Source organism: Pseudomonas lyxosi, from assembly GCF_047758685.1.
GTDB lineage: Bacteria > Pseudomonadota > Gammaproteobacteria > Pseudomonadales > Pseudomonadaceae > Aquipseudomonas > Aquipseudomonas lyxosi.
The window spans coordinates 1,526,935-1,544,960 of the sequence record NZ_CP180481.1; the positions used below are offsets into that span (position 1 = coordinate 1,526,935).

The 18,026-nt window shown below is 59.4% G+C and carries 18 protein-coding genes; 6 read left to right on the forward strand and 12 right to left on the reverse strand.

The features are described 5' to 3' along the window. The first annotated feature begins 1 nt into the window (after window position 1). Window positions 2–718: a PA5502 family lipoprotein gene (locus ACMXYI_RS07255; protein WP_415772469.1), complete on the forward strand. Its 717-nt coding sequence runs from the start codon at window positions 2–4 to the stop codon at window positions 716–718. A gap of 120 nt (window positions 719–838) precedes the next feature. Here ACMXYI_RS07255 and katE read toward each other — a convergent pair whose 3' ends face one another. Continuing rightward, the gene (katE, locus tag ACMXYI_RS07260; RefSeq protein WP_415772470.1) at window positions 839–2,977 is read right to left on the reverse strand and encodes a catalase HPII; all 2,139 of its coding nucleotides are present in this window, start codon (window positions 2,975–2,977) and stop codon (window positions 839–841) included. Between the two features lie 263 nt (window positions 2,978–3,240). On the opposite strand from katE, the gene ACMXYI_RS07265 reads away from it, so the two are divergent. The 3 genes from ACMXYI_RS07265 to ACMXYI_RS07275 all read left to right on the forward strand — a co-directional run bounded on the left by ACMXYI_RS07265 (window position 3,241) and on the right by ACMXYI_RS07275 (window position 5,794). After that, window positions 3,241–4,248: a methionine ABC transporter ATP-binding protein gene (locus tag ACMXYI_RS07265; protein WP_415772472.1), complete on the forward strand. Its 1,008-nt coding sequence runs from the start codon at window positions 3,241–3,243 to the stop codon at window positions 4,246–4,248. Then, window positions 4,248–4,943 (forward strand): methionine ABC transporter permease, encoded by a 696-nt coding sequence (locus tag ACMXYI_RS07270; RefSeq protein ID WP_008152458.1) that lies wholly within the window; start codon window positions 4,248–4,250, stop codon window positions 4,941–4,943. The genes ACMXYI_RS07265 and ACMXYI_RS07270 overlap by 1 nt, the downstream gene beginning before the upstream one ends. A 77-nt stretch (window positions 4,944–5,020) precedes the next feature. Further along, complete coding sequence (locus tag ACMXYI_RS07275) at window positions 5,021–5,794, forward strand: MetQ/NlpA family ABC transporter substrate-binding protein (protein ID WP_415772474.1); 774 nt, start codon at window positions 5,021–5,023, stop codon at window positions 5,792–5,794. Window positions 5,795–5,971: 177 nt separating this feature from the next. Here ACMXYI_RS07275 and ACMXYI_RS07280 read toward each other — a convergent pair whose 3' ends face one another. Genes ACMXYI_RS07280 through ACMXYI_RS07300 form a run of 5 tightly spaced genes read right to left on the reverse strand, consistent with a single transcriptional unit; the run spans window position 5,972 to window position 9,880 of the window. Next, complete coding sequence (locus ACMXYI_RS07280) at window positions 5,972–6,607, reverse strand: SCO family protein (protein ID WP_415772475.1); 636 nt, start codon at window positions 6,605–6,607, stop codon at window positions 5,972–5,974. Continuing rightward, window positions 6,604–7,503, reverse strand: coding sequence for a heme o synthase (gene cyoE, locus ACMXYI_RS07285; RefSeq protein ID WP_415772477.1), 900 nt, complete (start codon window positions 7,501–7,503; stop codon window positions 6,604–6,606). The genes ACMXYI_RS07280 and cyoE overlap by 4 nt, the downstream gene beginning before the upstream one ends. Next, window positions 7,491–8,570, reverse strand: a complete 1,080-nt coding sequence (locus tag ACMXYI_RS07290) for a COX15/CtaA family protein (RefSeq protein ID WP_415772478.1) — start codon at window positions 8,568–8,570, stop codon at window positions 7,491–7,493. Before ACMXYI_RS07290 ends, cyoE begins: the two co-directional genes overlap by 13 nt. A gap of 10 nt (window positions 8,571–8,580) precedes the next feature. Continuing rightward, window positions 8,581–9,174, reverse strand: a complete 594-nt coding sequence (locus ACMXYI_RS07295) for a hypothetical protein (RefSeq protein WP_415772480.1) — start codon at window positions 9,172–9,174, stop codon at window positions 8,581–8,583. Continuing rightward, window positions 9,140–9,880, reverse strand: a complete 741-nt coding sequence (locus ACMXYI_RS07300; RefSeq protein WP_415772482.1) for an SURF1 family protein — start codon at window positions 9,878–9,880, stop codon at window positions 9,140–9,142. Before ACMXYI_RS07300 ends, ACMXYI_RS07295 begins: the two co-directional genes overlap by 35 nt. A gap of 70 nt (window positions 9,881–9,950) precedes the next feature. Here ACMXYI_RS07300 and ACMXYI_RS07305 point away from each other — a divergent pair, with 70 nt between their 5' ends. After that, a complete protein-coding gene (locus tag ACMXYI_RS07305; protein WP_008152470.1) occupies window positions 9,951–10,154 on the forward strand; it encodes a twin transmembrane helix small protein in 204 nt (67 codons plus the stop codon). A 3-nt stretch (window positions 10,155–10,157) separates the two neighbouring features. Here ACMXYI_RS07305 and ACMXYI_RS07310 read toward each other — a convergent pair whose 3' ends face one another. From ACMXYI_RS07310 to coxB, 4 genes are all read right to left on the reverse strand, one after another. After that, complete coding sequence (locus tag ACMXYI_RS07310) at window positions 10,158–11,045, reverse strand: cytochrome c oxidase subunit 3 (protein WP_415772484.1); 888 nt, start codon at window positions 11,043–11,045, stop codon at window positions 10,158–10,160. A 33-nt stretch (window positions 11,046–11,078) separates the two neighbouring features. After that, window positions 11,079–11,636 (reverse strand): cytochrome c oxidase assembly protein, encoded by a 558-nt coding sequence (locus tag ACMXYI_RS07315; protein WP_415772486.1) that lies wholly within the window; start codon window positions 11,634–11,636, stop codon window positions 11,079–11,081. A gap of 27 nt (window positions 11,637–11,663) precedes the next feature. Continuing rightward, window positions 11,664–13,256 (reverse strand): cytochrome c oxidase subunit I, encoded by a 1,593-nt coding sequence (ctaD, locus tag ACMXYI_RS07320; RefSeq protein ID WP_008152477.1) that lies wholly within the window; start codon window positions 13,254–13,256, stop codon window positions 11,664–11,666. Between the two features lie 82 nt (window positions 13,257–13,338). Continuing rightward, entirely contained in the window at window positions 13,339–14,466 is a 1,128-nt protein-coding gene (coxB, locus tag ACMXYI_RS07325; protein ID WP_415772488.1) for a cytochrome c oxidase subunit II, read from the reverse strand. Window positions 14,467–14,837: 371 nt separating this feature from the next. Here coxB and ACMXYI_RS07330 point away from each other — a divergent pair, with 371 nt between their 5' ends. Beyond that, window positions 14,838–15,488, forward strand: a complete 651-nt coding sequence (locus ACMXYI_RS07330) for a hypothetical protein (RefSeq protein ID WP_415772489.1) — start codon at window positions 14,838–14,840, stop codon at window positions 15,486–15,488. Window positions 15,489–15,531: 43 nt separating this feature from the next. On the opposite strand, the gene ACMXYI_RS07335 is transcribed toward ACMXYI_RS07330, so the two are convergent. Then, on the reverse strand, window positions 15,532–17,061 hold the full coding sequence (locus ACMXYI_RS07335) for a SulP family inorganic anion transporter (protein ID WP_415772491.1): 1,530 nt from the start codon (window positions 17,059–17,061) through the stop codon (window positions 15,532–15,534). Between the two features lie 92 nt (window positions 17,062–17,153). Continuing rightward, on the reverse strand, window positions 17,154–17,885 hold the full coding sequence (locus ACMXYI_RS07340; RefSeq protein WP_415772493.1) for a carbonic anhydrase: 732 nt from the start codon (window positions 17,883–17,885) through the stop codon (window positions 17,154–17,156). Window positions 17,886–18,026: the final 141 nt, after the last annotated feature.

Consider the following 18,026-nt stretch of genomic DNA (forward strand, 5'->3'; position numbering starts at 1 on the left):
AATGAAGCTGTTAGCCTCCCGTTATCTGCTCCTTGTTGCATTTTCGCTGCTACTGGGCGCTTGTCAAAGCACGCCACCGGCGGCCACTGAGGCTACCGGTTCACGGGCCACGGCCATCGCACAGCTGCAACAAAGCCTGGCCAGCAGCGAACTGGCGACTGCCGAAGATCAGCTGGCTGCCTTGCAGGCCGAGTCGCCGAATGATCAATCCCTTGAGCAATACCAGCGGCAACTGGCCGAAGCCTATCTGCGCCGCAGTCAGATCGTGCTGCAAAAGGGCGATGTGAATGCGGCTGCCACGGCGCTGAGCCGCGCCCGGTCGTTGATGCCCAAGGCTCCGGCGCTGACTGGCGGGGTCAACAATGCCATCGTTGATGCCCGCAAAGCTGAACTGGATAGAGCCGAAGCTGCGCTCATGGCTGCCGAAGCCAAGCCACAGGCCAAGGTCATTGATCCAACGGCTGAAAGCACCACGGTTGCATTGAACCTGAGGGATATGACCAAGCTTCGTCGCCAACTGGATGCGATCGCCGCCGATGTGGTGAATTACCAGTGCGACGTGAGCATTCAGGCGCCACGCACCCAGGACTTCCCTTGGTTGACCACGTTACTGACCAAGCGCGTGAAGAAACTCGATGCGGATTTTGATCTGAATCTGGAGAAGCAGATTCTGCGCAACGTTCCGGCGCAGATGGTTCTGAGTCCTCGTAAGCCCTAAAAGCATCGCGGGCAAGCCCGCTCCTACAGGGTTTTGGGTTGACCACAAATAGGTGGCTACCCAGATCCAATGTGGGAGCGGGCTTGCCCGCGATGGCGTCCTCCCTACCAATAAAGAACTTTAGGCCGGAATCGCCTTGGCCTTCGGCTCCCGATCCCAAACCCGATGCTGACCGATCGCGGCAAAAAACGGTTTGATCAACTTCGCATCCGTACCCACGATCAACCCCGCATCAGCCTCCAGCTTCAACACATCCAGCAGCTGCTTGGCCTCGCCCTGCAGCGCAATCGCCTTCAAGTGCTTGTAAGCCTCCAACAGGTAATGCAGCGCCACACCGTCAGTGCTCAACGCCTTGATCGACGCCGCGCCACCGGGCACAAACACCGCATCGAACGCCACCGAAGGCAAGCCTTCCATCGACGCATCGACCGGCAATGCCTTGCCATCGGCGGTGGTCACCGGAGCAGAAGTCGGGCCGAGCAGCTTGGCGTGCGCACCTTCGGCCTTCAGCGCTTTCTTCATGGCATCAATCGCTGCACCATCGACGCCATTGGCTGCGAGGATTGCCACTTTGCGGGTTTTGATATCCGCCGGCAGCAAGTTGGCCTGACTCAGGGCCGGCGAGCGATCCGGTGAGGTTTTGCGTACTTCGACCGTCCCGGCTTTGGGCGCTGGCAAGCCCAGGTTCTGCGCCACGCGCCTAGCCAGTTCCAGATCGATGTTGGCCAGAATCTCATTCACCTGGCGCGCGCGGATGAACTCCCGCTCAACCTTGCCCAACTCGAAGCTGTAAGCCGAGATGATGTGCTCCTGCTCGTGCTTGCTCATGCTGTGGAAAAACAGGCGCGCCTGGGAGAAGTGGTCGCTGAATGATTCGCTGCGCTGACGGATCTTGTTGGCGTCGATGCGCTCTGGATAACTTTCGAAACCGCCATCTTGTGCTGCCGGCGGTGTTTCTTTCGGCCAACCGCTATCAATGGAGTTCGGCTCGTAGGACGCGCGGCCCTTGTCGATGGTGGTGCGATGCAATGCATCCCGTTGACCATTGTGGAACGGTGCCACCGGGCGATTGATCGGAATCTCGTGAAAGTTCGGCCCGCCAAGTCGGCTGATTTGCGTATCGGTGTAGGAAAACAGCCGACCTTGCAGCAATGGATCGTTGGAAAAGTCGATCCCCGGCACGATATGCCCGGGGCAGAAGGCAACCTGTTCAGTCTCGGCGAAGAAGTTATCGGGGTTACGGTTGAGGGTCATTTTTCCCAGCGGGGTGATCGGCACCAGTTCTTCCGGGATCAGCTTGGTCGGGTCGAGGATGTCGAAGTCGAATTTATGTTCGTTCTCCTCCTCGATGATCTGTACGCCCAGTTCCCATTGCGGGTAGTCGCCCATCTCGATCGACTCCCAGAGATCGCGACGGTGGTAATCCGTGTCTTTACCGGCGAGTTTCTGCGCTTCATCCCACACTAGCGAACAGGTCCCGGCAGTGGGGCGCCAGTGGAATTTGACGAAGCGCGATTTACCTTCGGCGTTGATCAGGCGGAAGGTGTGCACGCCGAAGCCTTGCATGCTGCGCAGGCTTTTCGGGATCGCCCGGTCGGACATGGTCCAGATCACCATGTGCGCCGACTCCGGTACCAGAGAGACAAAATCCCAAAAGGTATCGTGAGCTGAACCGCCGGTGGGTATCTCATTGTGCGGCTCGGGTTTCACCGCATGCACGAAGTCGGGGAACTTGATCGCATCCTGAATGAAAAACACCGGCATGTTGTTGCCTACCAGGTCGAAGTTGCCTTCGTCGGTGAAAAACTTCACCGCGAAACCTCGTACGTCCCGCACGGTATCGCCCGACCCACGAGGGCCCTGCACCGTGGAGAAGCGGACGAAGACCGGGGTTTTTTGGCTTGGGTCTTGTAGGAACCCGGCCTTGGTCAGCACGGAATGAGTTTCATAGCTCTGGAAGTAGCCGTGAGCACCGGTGCCGCGGGCGTGGACGATGCGCTCGGGGATGCGTTCATGGTCAAAGTGCGTGATCTTTTCACGCATGATGAAATCTTCCAGCAACGATGGCCCGCGGGCGCCGGCCTTCAACGTGTTCTGGTTGTCCGAGACTTTCACACCCTGGTTGGTGCGCAGGGCCTGTTCAGTGGCGTCGGAGCGAAATTGCTCCAGGCTGTCGAGCTTGGCATTGGTGTTACCGCGGTCCGGGGTATCGGTCCCGGCCAGTGCGCTTTTGGTTGCGGCAGGCTTTTTAGTACTCATCAGACAAAACTCCTCGTTGCGATTCCCGCCGTAGCCAGGACTCTTGAGCAATACCCCAGGCACGGACCGGGGGCGTTTTCGAGTTGCCTAATTAGTGACTGATGACGTTTTGCGCCGTTCCTTTTTTCTAACCTTTGATCGCGTTATTGCCAAATGGAAGGTTGAATGCGGAATAAATGCTAATAACCTCTATACGGACAGGCTAAAATGCGCGCCCGGCTAACCGCTGATCCTTTTCCAACGCGCCCCACAAGGTTCGCTACGTGATCGAGTTTCAAAACGTCCACAAAACCTACCGCGTCGCCGGTAAGGATATTCCCGCCCTGCATCCGACCAGTCTGACGATTGAGAACGGTCAGGTCTTCGGTCTGATCGGCCATTCCGGTGCGGGAAAAAGTACCCTGCTGCGTCTGATCAATCGCCTGGAAGAGTCCAGTGGCGGCAAGATATTCGTCGACAGCGAAGAAGTCACCGCGCTCGACGCCAACAGCCTGCGGCGCTTCCGTCAGCAGGTCGGGATGATTTTCCAGCACTTCAACTTGCTGGCGTCCAAGACCGTGGCCGACAACGTCGCGCTGCCACTGACCCTGGCCGGTGAACTGTCGCGCAGCGACATCGACCAGCGTGTGGCCGAGTTGCTGAAGCGGGTCGGCCTGTCCGACCACGCCAAGAAGTACCCGGCGCAGTTGTCCGGTGGCCAGAAGCAGCGAGTCGGCATTGCCCGCGCCCTGGCCACCAAGCCGAAAATCCTGCTGTGCGACGAAGCCACTAGCGCACTGGACCCGCAGACCACTGCGTCGGTCCTGCAATTGCTGGCCGAGATCAATCGCGAGCTGAAGCTGACCATCGTCTTGATCACCCACGAGATGGACGTAATCCGCCGGGTCTGCGACCAGGTCGCGGTGATGGACGCTGGCGTGATCGTCGAGCAAGGTTCGGTGGCCGAGGTGTTCCTGCATCCGAAGCACCCGACCACCAAGCGCTTCGTGCAAGAAGACGAGCAGATCGACGAAAGCGAACAGCGCGACGACTTCGCTCACGTTCCAGGCCGCATCGTGCGTCTGACCTTCCAGGGCGAAGCGACCTACGCGCCATTGCTGGGTACCGTCGCCCGGGAAACGGGTGTGGACTACAGCATCCTGGCCGGTCGTATCGACCGCATCAAAGACGTGCCCTACGGGCAGTTGACCCTGGCCGTTACCGGTGGCGACATGGAAGCGGCGTTCGGCCTCTTCACGGCAGCTGACGTCCATATGGAGGTTCTGCGCTGATGGAATCGTATGACGCATTTATTGAAGCGGCTAAAGAGTTCTTCAAAAACATCGATTGGGCGGAAATCGGCCTGGCCACCAGCGACACGATGCAGATGCTCGGTGGTTCGCTGCTGTTCACCATCCTGCTCGGCCTGCCGCTGGGGGTGCTGTTGTTCCTGTGCAGCCCGCGCCAGTTGCTCGAAAACCGTGTGGCCTATGGGCTGATGTCACTGATGGTGAACATCCTGCGTTCGCTGCCCTTCATCATCCTGCTGATCGTGATGATCCCGTTTACCGTGCTTATCACCGGCACTTCGCTCGGCGTCGCCGGTGCGATTCCACCGCTGGTGGTGGGCGCCACGCCGTTCTTCGGGCGACTGGTGGAAACCGCTCTGCGTGAAGTGGATCGCGGCATCATTGAAGCGACCCAGGCCATGGGCGCAACCACCAAGCAGATCATCCTCAACGCCTTGCTGCCAGAAGCCCGTCCGGGCATTTACGCGGCGATTACGGTGACGGCTATTACACTGGTGTCCTACACGGCGATGGCCGGTGTGGTCGGTGCCGGTGGATTGGGCGACTTGGCGATCCGTTTCGGCTACCAGCGCTTTCAGACCGATGTGATGATCGTCACCGTGGTGCTGTTGCTGGTGCTGGTGCAGGTTCTGCAAATGGTTGGCGACAAACTGGTCGTACACTTCTCCAGAAAATAAACAGTTCTCGTAAACAAGACATGAGCCGGCCATTCGCTGGCAGGCGCCAAACGGGCGCCTCACAAGGAGTTAGCTGAATGAAAAAACTACTCGTAGCGCTCGCAGCCGTTGCAGCGTTCTCTGCTCAGGCCGATGAAACCCTGACCGTCGCGGCTACCCCGGTTCCGCACGCAGAAATCCTCGAATTCGTTAAACCGGCCCTGGCCAAAGAAGGCGTGGACCTGAAGGTCAAAGTCTTCACCGACTACATCCAGCCGAACGTGCAGGTGGCCGAAAAACGTCTGGACGCCAACTTCTTCCAGCACCAGCCGTACCTCGATGAATTCAACAAGGCCAAGGGCACCAATCTGGTGGCCGTTGCTGGCGTGCACCTGGAACCGCTGGGCGCTTACTCCAGCAAGTACAAAGCACTGACCGAGCTGCCAGGCGGCGCCAACGTGGTGATCCCGAACGACGCCACCAACGGCGGCCGTGCGCTGTTGCTGCTGGCGAAGGCTGGCCTGATCAAGTTGAAGGATTCGAACAACATTCTCGCGACCGTCAAGGACATCACCGAGAATTCCAAGGACCTGAAATTCCGTGAACTGGAAGCCGCGACCATCCCGCGCGTGCTGACCCAGGTCGACCTGGCGCTGATCAACACCAACTACGCGCTGGAAGCCAAACTCGATCCGTCCAAGGACGCGCTGGTCATTGAAGGCAGCGACTCGCCTTACGTGAACATCCTCGTTGCCCGTCCAGACGATAAGGACAGCGAAGCGATGAAGAAGCTGATTGCTGCCCTGCACAGCCCGGAAGTGAAAGCCTTCATCCTCGAGAAGTACAAAGGCGCGGTATTGCCGGCGTTCTGATTTGAAGCTGTAACGAAAAATGGGACGCATTGAATGCGCCCCATTTTTTTGCCTGGGATACGGACCACTGTGGGAGCGAGCCTGCTCGCGAAAAGGCCATCACATTCAACATCACCGTTGACTGATAGACCGCTTTCGCGAGCAGGCTCGCTCCCACAGGGGGGTATGCGGTGTTAATTACTTGCGGTTAAGTATCACCGGCAACTGCGCCACCAATTTCACGTTGTTCAACGGTGCGCGAATGAACCCACGCTGCGTCCCGTCCGGTCCGATCACCGCCAGGTTGCCGCTGTGATCGACGGTGTAATTCGGTTTATTGGTATCCGCCGGAATGAACGGAATGCTCACCGCGTTGGCCAGTTTCTGGATGTCTTCCACCGACGAAGCCGTCAGCCCTTGGAACTGCGGATCGAAGTAGCCCAGGTACTGCTTGAGCTGCTGGGGCGTGTCGCGGTTCGGATCGATGCTGACCAGAATGATCTGCAACTTGGCCACAGCCTCTGGCGGCAATTCGCTCTTGATCTGGCGCAGCTGGGCGAGGGTGGTCGGGCAGATGTCCGGGCAGAAGGTGTAGCCGAAGAACAGCAGCGACCATTTGTCTTTCAGCTCGTTGACCGCCACTGGTTTGCCGTCCTGATCGGTCATCGTCACGTCCGGCAGGTTGCGGCTTTGCGGCAGCAGAATGATCCCGGCATCAATCAGAGCGGTCGGGTCGCCCTGGCCTTTTCCAGACAGCACTTTGTTGATGGTCAGGCCCAGGACCAGCGCGATCAGGGCAACGAGGATGAAGACGGTTTTCTGGGTTCGAGTCATAGGTTCAACAGTAAGTAGTGGTCTACGAGCAGCGCGATAAACAGCAGGAACAAGTAGTAAATAGAGTACTTGAAGGTGTTGATCGCCGCGTGCGGCCGAGTGCCACGGTACAGCACCACGGCCCATTGCAGAAACCTCGCGCCCAGTCCCAGCGCGCAAATCAGGTAGAGCACACCGCTCATGTGGATCACGTACGGCATCAGGCTCACGGCCAGCAGCGCGAAGGTATAAAGCAGGATATGGACCTTGGTGTAGTGCTCGCCATGGGTTACCGGCAGCATCGGAATGTCGGCCTTGGCGTATTCCTCTTTGCGGTGAATGGCCAGCGCCCAGAAGTGCGGTGGGGTCCAGGCGAAGATGATCAGCACCAGTAACAGTGGTTCGGCGCTGACGTGGCCGGTGGCGGCGGTCCAGCCGAGCAGCGGCGGGGCGGCGCCGGCCAGTCCGCCGATGACGATATTTTGCGGCGTCGCGCGTTTCAGGAAACCGGTGTAGACCACCGCATAGCCGAGCAGTGAGGCCAGGGTCAGCCACGCCGTCAGTGGATTGGTGAAGGCCAGCAGTACGGCTTGCCCAAGCACCGCCAATACCAAGGCAAACGTCAGCGCCGCTGCCGGTGACACTCGACCTTCGGCCAAGGGACGTTTGTGGGTGCGGGCCATGACTGCATCGATGCGTCGGTCCACCACATGGTTAACGGCTGCCGCACCACCGGCACACAAGGCGATCCCCAGATTGCCGAACACCAGCACCGTCCACGGCACCCCGGCGCGGGTCGCGAGGAACATCCCCACCAGCGAGGTGATGAGCATCAGCACCACCACTTTCGGCTTGGTCAGCTCCAGGTAGTCACGCCAGATCGCCTGACTGTGACGTGCGCCGATCAGAATCGCCATGGCATCTCTCCTTTTATTGTTATGGGCCCGGCTGAGTGTTTGCGCGGGCTGAACCGCCAGCGCGCAGGGGGTTGCTGCTTGACCCGAACCAGACTGGTTCGCGCGTGATAATTAACCAGCACCATCGTCAGCAACAGTGCCGCGCCGCCCGCGTTATGCGCGACGGCCACTGGCAGCGGCAGGTGAAACAGCACATTGCTGATGCCGAGGGTGATTTGCGCGGCGAGTGCAATCAGCACCAGCCCCGCCAGGCGCGTCATGCCGACCACCTTCAGTTGCCACGCCAACCCGAGCAGCACCAGCGTCACTAACAATGCGCCGATGCGGTGAGTCAGATGAATCGCCGTGCGGGCATCGCTGTCCAGTTGCCCTCCGAGGTAATTGGGGCCGATGTGTTGGGTCAGGTGAAAACCGTTGGCGAAGTCCGCGGGCGGCAGCCATTGCCCATGACAGGTTGGGAAGTCGATACAGGCCACCGCCGCGTAGTTGGAACTGACCCATCCACCCAGGGCAATTTGCAGGATCACCAGCAGCAACCCGGCGGTCGCCCAGTACTGCAAGCGCCGTGGCACGGTCAGCGCCGGCAACACCCCGGACAATCGCAACGTCAGCAAAAACAGCAGGCTCAACGTCGCAAAGCCGCCGAGCAAATGCCCGGTCACCACTTGCGGCCAGAGCTTGAGCGTCACCGTCCACATGCCGAATGCCGCTTGGGCAATCACCACTGCCAGCAAAAACAACGGCAACTTCACCGGCTGCCCCGGATGACGACGATGAACCCAGGCGCGGCCGGCCAATACCGAGATCAATAGCCCCAGCGTGCCAGCGAAGTAACGGTGAACCATCTCGTTCCAGCCCTTATGGGCTTCGACGGGAGCGTCGGGAAAATGCAGTTCGGCATGGGCCAATTGAACTTCGCTTTTCGGCACGCTGATAAAGCCATAGCAACCCGGCCAGTCCGGACAGCCGAGGCCGGCGTGGGTCAGGCGGGTGTAGGCGCCGAGCAACACCACAATCAGTGCCAGCAAGGTGGCAAACAGCGCGAGGCGAAATCCAGGTTTGGCCATGACGATGCCCTTATCCGATGTTCGACAGTTTCAGCAAATGGCGCAGGTCGTTGAGCAGATCCTTACCCTTCACCGTCGGGTCGTAGCGCAGCACCAGATTGCCGTGAGGGTCGATGATCCAGAGCTGCGGCACAGCCTTGTCGCCGGCAGTTTTTTGGAAATCGGTCAGGCTCAGTGGATAGCGCTGCAATTGAGGATACTCGCGCGTCAGCTTGGCGTCGTATTCACCGCTCAGCGGTTGAGCTGCGGCCAAGGCATGACTGGCGCGCCCGGCATCACGGCCGAGGCCGATCTGGATCTGCCGCGCCAGGTACACCAGTTGCTGGCAGTCCACCGAGCAATCCTTGGGCGCGGTCACCAGTATTTGCCAACGATCCTCCTGCGCCTGCACGCCGAGGTCGGCGCGGGTCTGGCCGTTGCCGATCAGTTCGCCGTGATAGCTGCGACCTTCCGGTACCCAAAACTGCAATTTGTACATGCCGGTGGCGAGGATCATCGGACCGATCACCCCAAGCAGGATCAGCAGCAACTGCAAGCGACCTTTACGCCGACTCGCCGGCGTTTTCGCCTCAGACATGCTGGGTGGATTCATGGCCGCTCCCATGGTGTTTCTCCTTTGCGTTGTGCCAGCCGAGATAGAGATAGAGGCCGAACAGGGCGATCGACATGGCGAACCACTGCACGGCATAAGCCAGATGCTTTTCCGGTCCCATGGCGACTACCGGCCAGTCAGCCTGGTAAGTCGCGGGGCCGTTTTCTGCGCGTAATTCGTAAGCAAAACCTTCGCGATTCAGCGCCGTCCAGAGCTTGGCCGGCTCGACCGCGGTGATCAGTTGTGGCCAGGTCGTGGTGTTCGGGTCTGCGTGCAACTGGAAAGTGGCGCCGGGGGAGACGTAGACCCAGGCAACGAGACTCAAGGCCTGAGTCGGTGTGGTGAATTGCGGTGGGGTGCGGCGATCCGGCCATGGCAGCCAGCCGCGATTGACCAGCAGCCAGAGCCCGGTCGCCTGATCCTGAAACGGTTGCAGCAGTTCGACGCCAACCTTGCCGTCGCGCTGACGGTTATCCAGCAACAGGCTGTGTGCGGCATCGAACTGGCCGTGCAGGTGAACCCGGCGGAAGGCCGGATCTGCGATGTGTTGCAGCTCGGTGCTGGCCATCGGTTCGGCGGCACGGCGCTCGGTGTAGCTTTGCAGCAGTGCGCTTTTCTCTGCGCCCCGGCTCAATTGCCAGAACCCGAGTGACACCAGCATGGGCAACAACACCGCGACCACCAGGGTCGGCACGATGCCCGGCCGGAAACGCTTCATGGCGTCGCCAGAAAGTCGGTAGTCGCGATAGCTATACTCAAGTGCATCGCCTTTCCCCCGGAGTCTCACCATGCTCAAAGCAGCCATCGTCCTGATGCTGATTGCCACGGTTGTCAGCCTGTTCAGCGGCCTGTTTTTTCTGGTCAAGGACGACAGCAGCTCGAACCGCCTCGTCATTGCCTTGAGTGTTCGTGTCGCGCTGGCCGCCATTACCGTCGGCTTGATTGCCTGGGGTTTTTTCAGCGGCCAGTTGGTGTCACACGTACCTTGGTAAACCTCAGAGCACGTAGACGAAAACGAAAAGACCGATCCACACCACGTCCACGAAGTGCCAGTACCAGCTCGCCGCTTCAAACGCGAACTGATGATCGGCGTCGAAGTGCCCGCGCATGATCCGCATCAACATCACAAACAGGATGATGGTGCCGATGGTCACGTGGGCGCCGTGGAAGCCGGTGAGCATGAAGAAGGTCGCGCCGTAGATGCCCGAACCGAGCGTCAGGCCCAGTTCGTGGTAGGCGTGCATGTATTCTTCGGCCTGAAAACCAAGGAACGCGCAGCCCAGTAACACGGTGAGTGCCAGCCAGATTTTCAGCGCGCCGCGATGGCCCTTTTTCAAGGCGTGGTGAGCAATGGTCACGGTGACGCTGGAACTCACCAGCAGAACGGTATTGAGCAGCGGCAGGCCCCAAGGGCTGATGACTTCCTTGGGTGGCGGGAAGAGTTTCGGGTCAGGGGTATGCAGCAATGGCCACGCAAACTGGAAGTTCGGCCAGAGCATGTGCGCGAGGCCTTTGGCCCCTTCACCCCCGAGCGCCGGGCCGGAAATGTTTCTCACATAAAACAGCGCGCCGAAGAACGCGATGAAGAACATCACCTCCGAGAAGATGAACCAGCTCATGCCCCAGCGGAACGAGCGATCCATCTGTGCGCTGTACAACCCCTGGCGGCTTTCCTTGATTACCGTACTGAACCAGCCGAACAACATGTAGGCCACCAGCAGGCCACCGACGAAAAAGATCAGCGGGCCGTGGGACTCCGGCCGCGCCGCCTTCAGGTCGTTGAACCAGGTGGCCAGGCCGAGCACGGTGACGAACATACCGACCGTGGCAATGATCGGCCATTTGCTCTGTGCCGGAACGTAATAGTGTTCATGAGTTGCCATTTATTGTTCTCCTTATCGGGCACGCTTTAACGCCTAGCCACCGGTGTTTGCAGCAACAGCCGCGGGTGGATGACGTGCGGTGATATCGAACAGCGTGTAGGAAAGCGTCAGGTGCTTCACATCCTTGGGCATGTCACGGTCAACGATGAAACGTACCGGCATCTCGATCCGTTGACCGGGCTGCAGCACTTGCTGGGTAAAGCAGAAACATTCGGTCTTGTGGAAGTACGCCGCCGCGGCGCTGGGTGCGATGCTCGGAACCGCCTGGGCGCTCATCGGGCGATCGGTGGGGTTGTGCGCGATGAAGATCATCTCGTTCACCGCCCCCGGATTAGCCGTCAGCTCATCGCTCTTGGGGTAGAAATCCCAGGACATGTCGGCGGCATTGGTCGACAGAAACTGCACGCGGACCTGCCGCGAGGTGTCGACCGTTTGTTCGCCCTCATACTGCCCGCCGGTCTTGCCGTTGATGCCGAACGCCTTGCACATCACGTCGTAGATCGGCACCAGGGCAAACCCGAAGACAAACATCGCCACCACCACCAGCAACAGGCGCGTGACCAGTTTCTTCAACGAGATGGAATCAGCCATGGTGGCGGGCCTCGAGGTCTACAGCGTTCATTTCACTTCCGGCGGCGTGGTGAAGGTGTGATACGGCGCCGGCGACGGGATGCTCCACTCCAGGCCTTCGGCCCCATCCCACGGTTTGGCCGGTGCTGGTGGGCCACCACGGATGGTCTTGATCACGATGAACAGGAAGAAGATCTGCGTGGCGCCGAACATGAACGCACCGATCGACGACACCATGTTGAAGTCGGCGAATTGCAGGTTGTAGTCGGGAATCCGCCGTGGCATGCCTGCCAGCCCCACGAAGTGCATCGGGAAGAACGCCATGTTCATGCCGATGAACGAGAGCCAGAAGTGCAGCTTGCCGAGGGTTTCGTCGTACATGTGGCCGGTCCATTTCGGCATCCAGTAGTAGGCCGAGGCGAAGATCCCGAAGATCGCCCCCGGTACCAGTACGTAGTGGAAGTGCGCGACCACAAAGTAGGTGTCCTGGTACTGGAAGTCCGCCGGGGCGATGGCCAGCATCAACCCGGAGAACCCGCCAATGGAGAACAGGATCACGAACGCCACCGCAAACAGCATCGGTGTCTCGAAGGTCAGCGAGCCTTGCCACATGGTGCTGGCCCAGTTGAACACCTTGACCCCGGTGGGTACGGCGATCAGCAACGTGGCGTACATGAAGAACAACTCGCCCACCAATGGAATGCCGACCACGAACATGTGGTGCGCCCAGACGATGAACGACAGGAACGCGATACTCGCCGTCGCATAGACCATCGAGGTGTAGCCGAACAGCGGCTTGCGTGAGAAGGCCGGAATAATCGAGCTGACGGCACCGAAGGCCGGCAGGATCATGATGTACACCTCGGGGTGACCGAAGAACCAGAACACGTGCTGGAACAACACCGGGTCACCGCCACCGGCGGCACTGAAGAAGCTGGTGCCGAAGTGGATGTCCATCAGCATCATCGTCACGCAGCCGGCCAGTACCGGCATCACCGCGATCAGCAGGAATGCGGTAATCAGCCAGGTCCAGACGAACAACGGCATTTTCATCAGCGTCATGCCGGGGGCGCGCAGGTTGAGGATGGTGGCGATCACGTTGATCGCGCCCATGATCGAACTGATCCCCATCAAGTGGATGGCGAAGATGAAGAAGGTCACGCTTTCCGGTGCGTAGGTCGTCGACAGCGGGGCGTAGAACGTCCAGCCGAAGTTCGGTCCACCGCCGGGGGTGAACAGGGTCGATACCAGCAGGATGAATGCTGCCGGCAACAGCCAGAAGCTGAAGTTGTTCATCCGTGGCAGGGCCATGTCCGGCGCGCCGATCATTAACGGGATCATCCAGTTGGCGAGGCCGACGAAGGCCGGCATCACCGCACCGAAGACCATCACCAGACCGTGCATGGTGGTCATCTGGTTGAAGAATTCCGGCTGGACGATTTGCAGTCCCGGCTGGAACAACTCGGCACGAATCACCATCGCGAACGAGCCGCCGAGCAAGAACATGGAGAACGCGAACCACAGGTACAGCGTGCCGATATCCTTGTGGTTGGTGGTCAGCACCCAGCGCATCAGGCCTTTGGCGGGGCCGTGGGCGTGGGCGGTGCCGGTATGAACATGGTCATCGACGACAGCAGTCATGTCCTGTCTCCTGCAAACAGATGGGCTGGGCAGGCCGGGGCGCGATGCCCCGACTGGTTCCTTACGTGCGCAATAGGCCGGGTCATTTGCTTTCCGCCTGTTTCAGCTCCAGCACTTCTTTAGGGGTGACCATGTCGCCCTTGTTGTTGCCCCAGGCGTTACGTTCGTAGGTCACGACCGCTGCGATATCGACTTCCGAGAGCTGCTTGCCGAACGCCGCCATGGCGGTGCCGGGTTTGCCGTGGAAGACAATGCCCAAGTGATCCTTGATCGGTCCGGTAGCGATTTTCGAGCCCTTGAGCGCCGGGAACATCGGCGGCAGGCCCTGACCTTCGGCCTGGTGACAGGCGACGCAGGTGGTGTGATAGATCTTGTCGCCGCGCTCTTTAAGCTCGTCGAGGGTCCATTCCTTGCTGGTCAGCTCTTTGAGCTGCAGGGCTTCAGCCTTGCGCTCGCCCAGCCATTTTTCGTAATCGGCCTTTTCCTTGACCTCGACCACGATCGGCATGAAGCCATGGTCCTTGCCGCACAATTCGGCGCATTGACCGCGGTAGAGGCCGGGCTTGTCGACGCGGGTCCAGGCTTCGTTGACGAACCCCGGAATCGCATCGCGCTTGACCGCAAAGGCCGGCACCCACCAGGAATGGATGACGTCGGCGGAAGTCACCAGGAAGCGCACCTTGGCGCCGATCGGCAGCACCAAAGGCTTATCGACCTCAAGCAAGTAGTGCTCGCTCTTGGCTTCCTTGTTGTGGATCTGATCGGCGGGCGTGGTCAGGTTGCTGAAGAACTCAACGTCCTGGCCCAGGTATTTGTAGTGCCACTTCCACTGATAGCCGGTGACCTGGATATCGATATCCGGCTCACTGGCGTCATACATCTTGATCAGGGTTGCGGTCGCGGGAACCGCCATGGCCACCAGGATCAGGAAGGGCACGATGGTCCAGAGGATTTCAACGGTGGTGCTTTCATGAAATTTTGCGGCCACCTGCCCGGTCGAGCGGCGGTGGAGAATCATCGACCAGAACATGGCGCCGAAGACGATGATGCCGATCACTACACAGATCCAGAAAATGGTCATGTGCAGGTCAAATACTGCGTGACTGATTTCAGTCGCTCCCGGCGCCATATTCACAGTCCAGGCCGCTTGTGCCTGACTGAAAATCGACCACAACAGGAGGCCCATCCAGACGTGTGGATGTCGCATCATTGCGGGTTCCCCTTATCGTTCTTTTTATCCCGCCGGCTTTCACCTGCGGCAAGGGAGCGGCATTTTCAGACTACGAACTTGAATCACCGAGCCTTGCTGCGTGTGCAGTCGGGCGTCATCACCTAACTCCATTCCCACCCGAGTATAGACAGCGACTGCCACCTCGCAATGTGAGGGCGTAAATCATCTGAAACAGCTGGGACTTGCGTTCCAGGGTACGAATGGAGAAGGATGCAGACGAGTGGTGGCAAACCGATATAACTTTGATGTCTCAAGGATGAAATAATTATGACAAATGCGTCTTAGCATTTTTCGTATGCCAGCTAAGTTATGTCTTCCCTATTTCATTGCCTTTGTTTCCTGGAGTTTTCATGAACACCGCCGCATTGCGCGAGCAGATCCAAAAAGCCCAACAACACGAAGCCGAAACCGGCCTGCTGACTCGTCAGCTGGAAACCCAACTGCCACACCTTCACTCCGCCATCCAATTGCCGGATGTCGACGCCAACGGCGTGATGACGCGTTTTGTGGCCGCGTATATAGAGCAAGTGCCGGACCTGCTGGACGCAGCCAATGAAGTCGCCAGGGAAGCGGGTATCGAATCACAGATCAAACCGGTGCTGAAAATCGCCGAGCAGTTCTTCCTTCAGCCGCCGGCGATCATGGCCGGTCATGTTGGTCTGGACAGCCTGCTGGACGAAGCCTATCTGGCGCATCGCCTGGTCGAAGAGGTCAATGACCTGTACATCAAGCATTTTGGCCAGCCGCTGATCCCACTGGACACGACTGTTGCCAACCTGATTGCTCACCAGCTGATAGGTGAGGAGTTCGCCAACCAACTGGATGAGGCGGTGCATCACGCCGTCGACGAGATGCTCAACGAAGACAGTTTCGCGCTGGAATCGGTAGAAGCCTACCGCGAGAAACTCAACAGCCCGGACACCGGCGCTGCATGGAAGCGCTGGCCGTGCCTGTCGCGCCAGCTGGGCGTAGAGCTGGAGCTGGATCAGCCGGCGGCTTGATATGTTGCCCATAAAAAATCGCAGCCTGTTGGCTGCGATTTTTTTAAGCGGCTGCGGAACCGACGCCCGTCGTGGTCCGCAATCGCCCTTCCAGCCTGCGCTTCAACCCCCGCGCTTCAATCAACAGTTTTGATCCCTTGGCTGCATTGGCCCGACCCCATTCCTCCAGCAATTCCAGACACGAGTGATCGATGTAGCTCAGGTTATTGAGCGGCACATGCACCGTCGCGCCTGCCGGAATGGTCCCCAGCACCTGGGTCAGCGCCGGCACTTTGAGAAAGGTCGCTGCACCTATCAATCGCAATTCCATTTCGCCGTCCTTGGGCAGATCGATCAGGCTGATTTTCAGCCGCGAAGCCTTCCAGGCCAGCTTGGCCAGGGTCAGGCCGAAGCCGATCAGCACGCCGGTCAGCAGGTCGGTGAAGATGATTGCCAGGGCTGTTGCCGCGTAGGTGAACATCGGCATCCGGCCATATCGGCCCAGACCGCGAAAAGCCTTGAGGTCGACCAGTTTGAAGCCGGTGTAAACCAGAACGCCCGCCAGGCTCGCCACCGGAATGCTTTGCAGTACGCTGGACAGCAGCAATACGAAAGCCAGCAGCCACAGGCCATGGAAGATCGCCGACAGTCGCGTGGTGGCGCCGGCCTGGACGTTGGCCGAACTGCGCACGATTACGCCGGTCATTGGTAGCGCGCCGAGCAGACCACAGAGCATGTTGCCGACGCCTTGTGCCGACAATTCCCGGTCGAAGTCGGAGCGCTGGCCGCTGTGCATGCGGTCCACCGCGGCGGCCGAGAGCAGGGTTTCGGCACTGGCGATGAAGGCCACGGCAAATGCGGCGATCAGCAAGGTTGGGTCAGCCAGATTGAGCAGATCCGCAGGTTTCAGCCAGTCGATGGCTTCCGCCAGGTTGGCCGGGACTTCCACTCGTTTGACTTGCAAGGCGAGCACCAGGCTGGCGACGGTCGCCAGGCCTACACCCAGCAGTGCGCCGGGAATGAAGCGCAGGGAATGGGGGCGGAATTTCTCCCACAACCACATCACCGCAATCGTCGACAGCCCGAGCAAACCGGCTTGCCAGCCGAAGGAGGGCAAGGCCTGGACGACGGCAGCCGGGAAGGCTGCCAGATTATCCAGCCCCGAGGGCTTGGGCACGGAGTCGAGCATCACATGCACCTGTGACAGCACGATCAGCACGCCAATCCCGGCGAGCATGCCATACACCACCGCAGGCGCCGTGACTCGAAACCAGCAGCCCAGTTTCAAACGCCCGGCCACCAGTTGCAGAAAACCGGCCAGCAGCAGGATTGGCCCGAGCATGGCGATGCCGTGCTGGCGCACGAGTTCGAACACCAGAACGGCCAAACCGGCCGCCGGGCCGCTGACTTGCAGTGGCGAACCGGCAATCCAGCCCACCACCAGACCACCGATGATCCCGGTGATCAAACCTTTGGACGGCGGCAGCCCCGAGGCGATGGCGATGCCCATGCACAAGGGCAGGGCGACGAGAAACACAACCACGGACGCCAGCAGCTCCCGTGGCAGAACAGCTTTAAGTTGAGCAGCACGCATGGTGACTCTCCCGAAGTTTTCTTCAGGCGTGGAGAAGCCAGGCTGCTTGATCAGCAGCCTCGGCTAACAACCACACAATGATTTAGGAGGATTTAGAAGCGCGCTTTGGGCGTCGCCACCGGAATCGGATGGGTGCCATCGAGCGGCAGGAAACAACCCTTGTCCGCGTCGTAAGCTCTGATTTCGCTGGTTTCGATGTTGTAGATCCAACCGTGGATAAACAGCTGACCATTGGCCATGCGCGAGGCCACCGACGGGTGCGTGCGCAAATGTTGCAGCTGAGCGATCACATTCTCCTCGGTGAGGACGTGCATGCTTTCGTTTTCGTCAGCGCAATGGCAGTTTTCCTGGACCATGGTTTTTGCCACTTCGGCATGACGCAGCCAGGCTTTGACCGTCGGCATTTTTTCCAGGCTTTGCGGGTTGAGCACTGCGCGCATCGCGCCACAGTCGGAGTGCCCGCAGATGATGATGTGTTGCACGCCGAGGGCAAGAACGGCGTATTCGATCGCCGTGGAAACACCGCCGTTCATTTGCCCATAAGGCGGCACAACGTTGCCGACGTTACGGGTCACGAACAGGTCGCCGGGGGCGCTTTGGGTGATCAGTTCAGGAACGATGCGCGAATCGGCGCAGGCGATGAACATCGCTCGGGGGCTCTGGGCCGTGGCGAGTTTTTTGAAGAGTTCTTCCTGCTGTGGAAAAACTTCGTGATGGAAATGCAAAAAGCCGTCAACGATATGCTGCAGCGCTGCATCGGCGGTTTCCGCCTCCGGTTGGGCTGAAGCCGACGCAGCCAACGGCTGTTTATCCTTGTCACTCATGATTCATCCTCTTTGGCGGAGTCAGGGGATTTTCCCGTTTTGTCCGGTGTGAAGCCAGTGGCTGTTTAAAAAACATCCAGGCCGAGAATCTCGACCCATCAGTCACTCGATGAACAAGGTAGCGCTCGAAACTTAACTCAA

Bases quoted from the DNA above. Each gene is read 5' to 3' on its own strand.
- ACMXYI_RS07315 (WP_415772486.1), bottom strand. From the start codon at position 11,636: ATGGCTGATTCCATCTCGTTGAAGAAACTGGTCACGCGCCTGTTGCTG.
- ACMXYI_RS07310 (WP_415772484.1), bottom strand. From the start codon at position 11,045: ATGGCAACTCATGAACACTATTACGTTCCGGCACAGAGCAAATGGCCG.
- ACMXYI_RS07280 (WP_415772475.1), bottom strand. From the start codon at position 6,607: ATGACTCGAACCCAGAAAACCGTCTTCATCCTCGTTGCCCTGATCGCG.
- coxB (WP_415772488.1), bottom strand. From the start codon at position 14,466: ATGATGCGACATCCACACGTCTGGATGGGCCTCCTGTTGTGGTCGATT.
- cyoE (WP_415772477.1), bottom strand. From the start codon at position 7,503: ATGGCGATTCTGATCGGCGCACGTCACAGTCAGGCGATCTGGCGTGAC.
- ctaD (WP_008152477.1), bottom strand. From the start codon at position 13,256: ATGACTGCTGTCGTCGATGACCATGTTCATACCGGCACCGCCCACGCC.
- ACMXYI_RS07300 (WP_415772482.1), bottom strand. From the start codon at position 9,880: ATGAAGCGTTTCCGGCCGGGCATCGTGCCGACCCTGGTGGTCGCGGTG.
- ACMXYI_RS07290 (WP_415772478.1), bottom strand. From the start codon at position 8,570: ATGGCCAAACCTGGATTTCGCCTCGCGCTGTTTGCCACCTTGCTGGCA.
- ACMXYI_RS07270 (WP_008152458.1), top strand. From the start codon at position 4,248: ATGGAATCGTATGACGCATTTATTGAAGCGGCTAAAGAGTTCTTCAAA.
- ACMXYI_RS07330 (WP_415772489.1), top strand. From the start codon at position 14,838: ATGAACACCGCCGCATTGCGCGAGCAGATCCAAAAAGCCCAACAACAC.
- ACMXYI_RS07255 (WP_415772469.1), top strand. From the start codon at position 2: ATGAAGCTGTTAGCCTCCCGTTATCTGCTCCTTGTTGCATTTTCGCTG.
- katE (WP_415772470.1), bottom strand. From the start codon at position 2,977: ATGAGTACTAAAAAGCCTGCCGCAACCAAAAGCGCACTGGCCGGGACC.
- ACMXYI_RS07335 (WP_415772491.1), bottom strand. From the start codon at position 17,061: ATGCGTGCTGCTCAACTTAAAGCTGTTCTGCCACGGGAGCTGCTGGCG.
- ACMXYI_RS07305 (WP_008152470.1), top strand. From the start codon at position 9,951: ATGCTCAAAGCAGCCATCGTCCTGATGCTGATTGCCACGGTTGTCAGC.
- ACMXYI_RS07340 (WP_415772493.1), bottom strand. From the start codon at position 17,885: ATGAGTGACAAGGATAAACAGCCGTTGGCTGCGTCGGCTTCAGCCCAA.
- ACMXYI_RS07275 (WP_415772474.1), top strand. From the start codon at position 5,021: ATGAAAAAACTACTCGTAGCGCTCGCAGCCGTTGCAGCGTTCTCTGCT.
- ACMXYI_RS07295 (WP_415772480.1), bottom strand. From the start codon at position 9,174: ATGGGAGCGGCCATGAATCCACCCAGCATGTCTGAGGCGAAAACGCCG.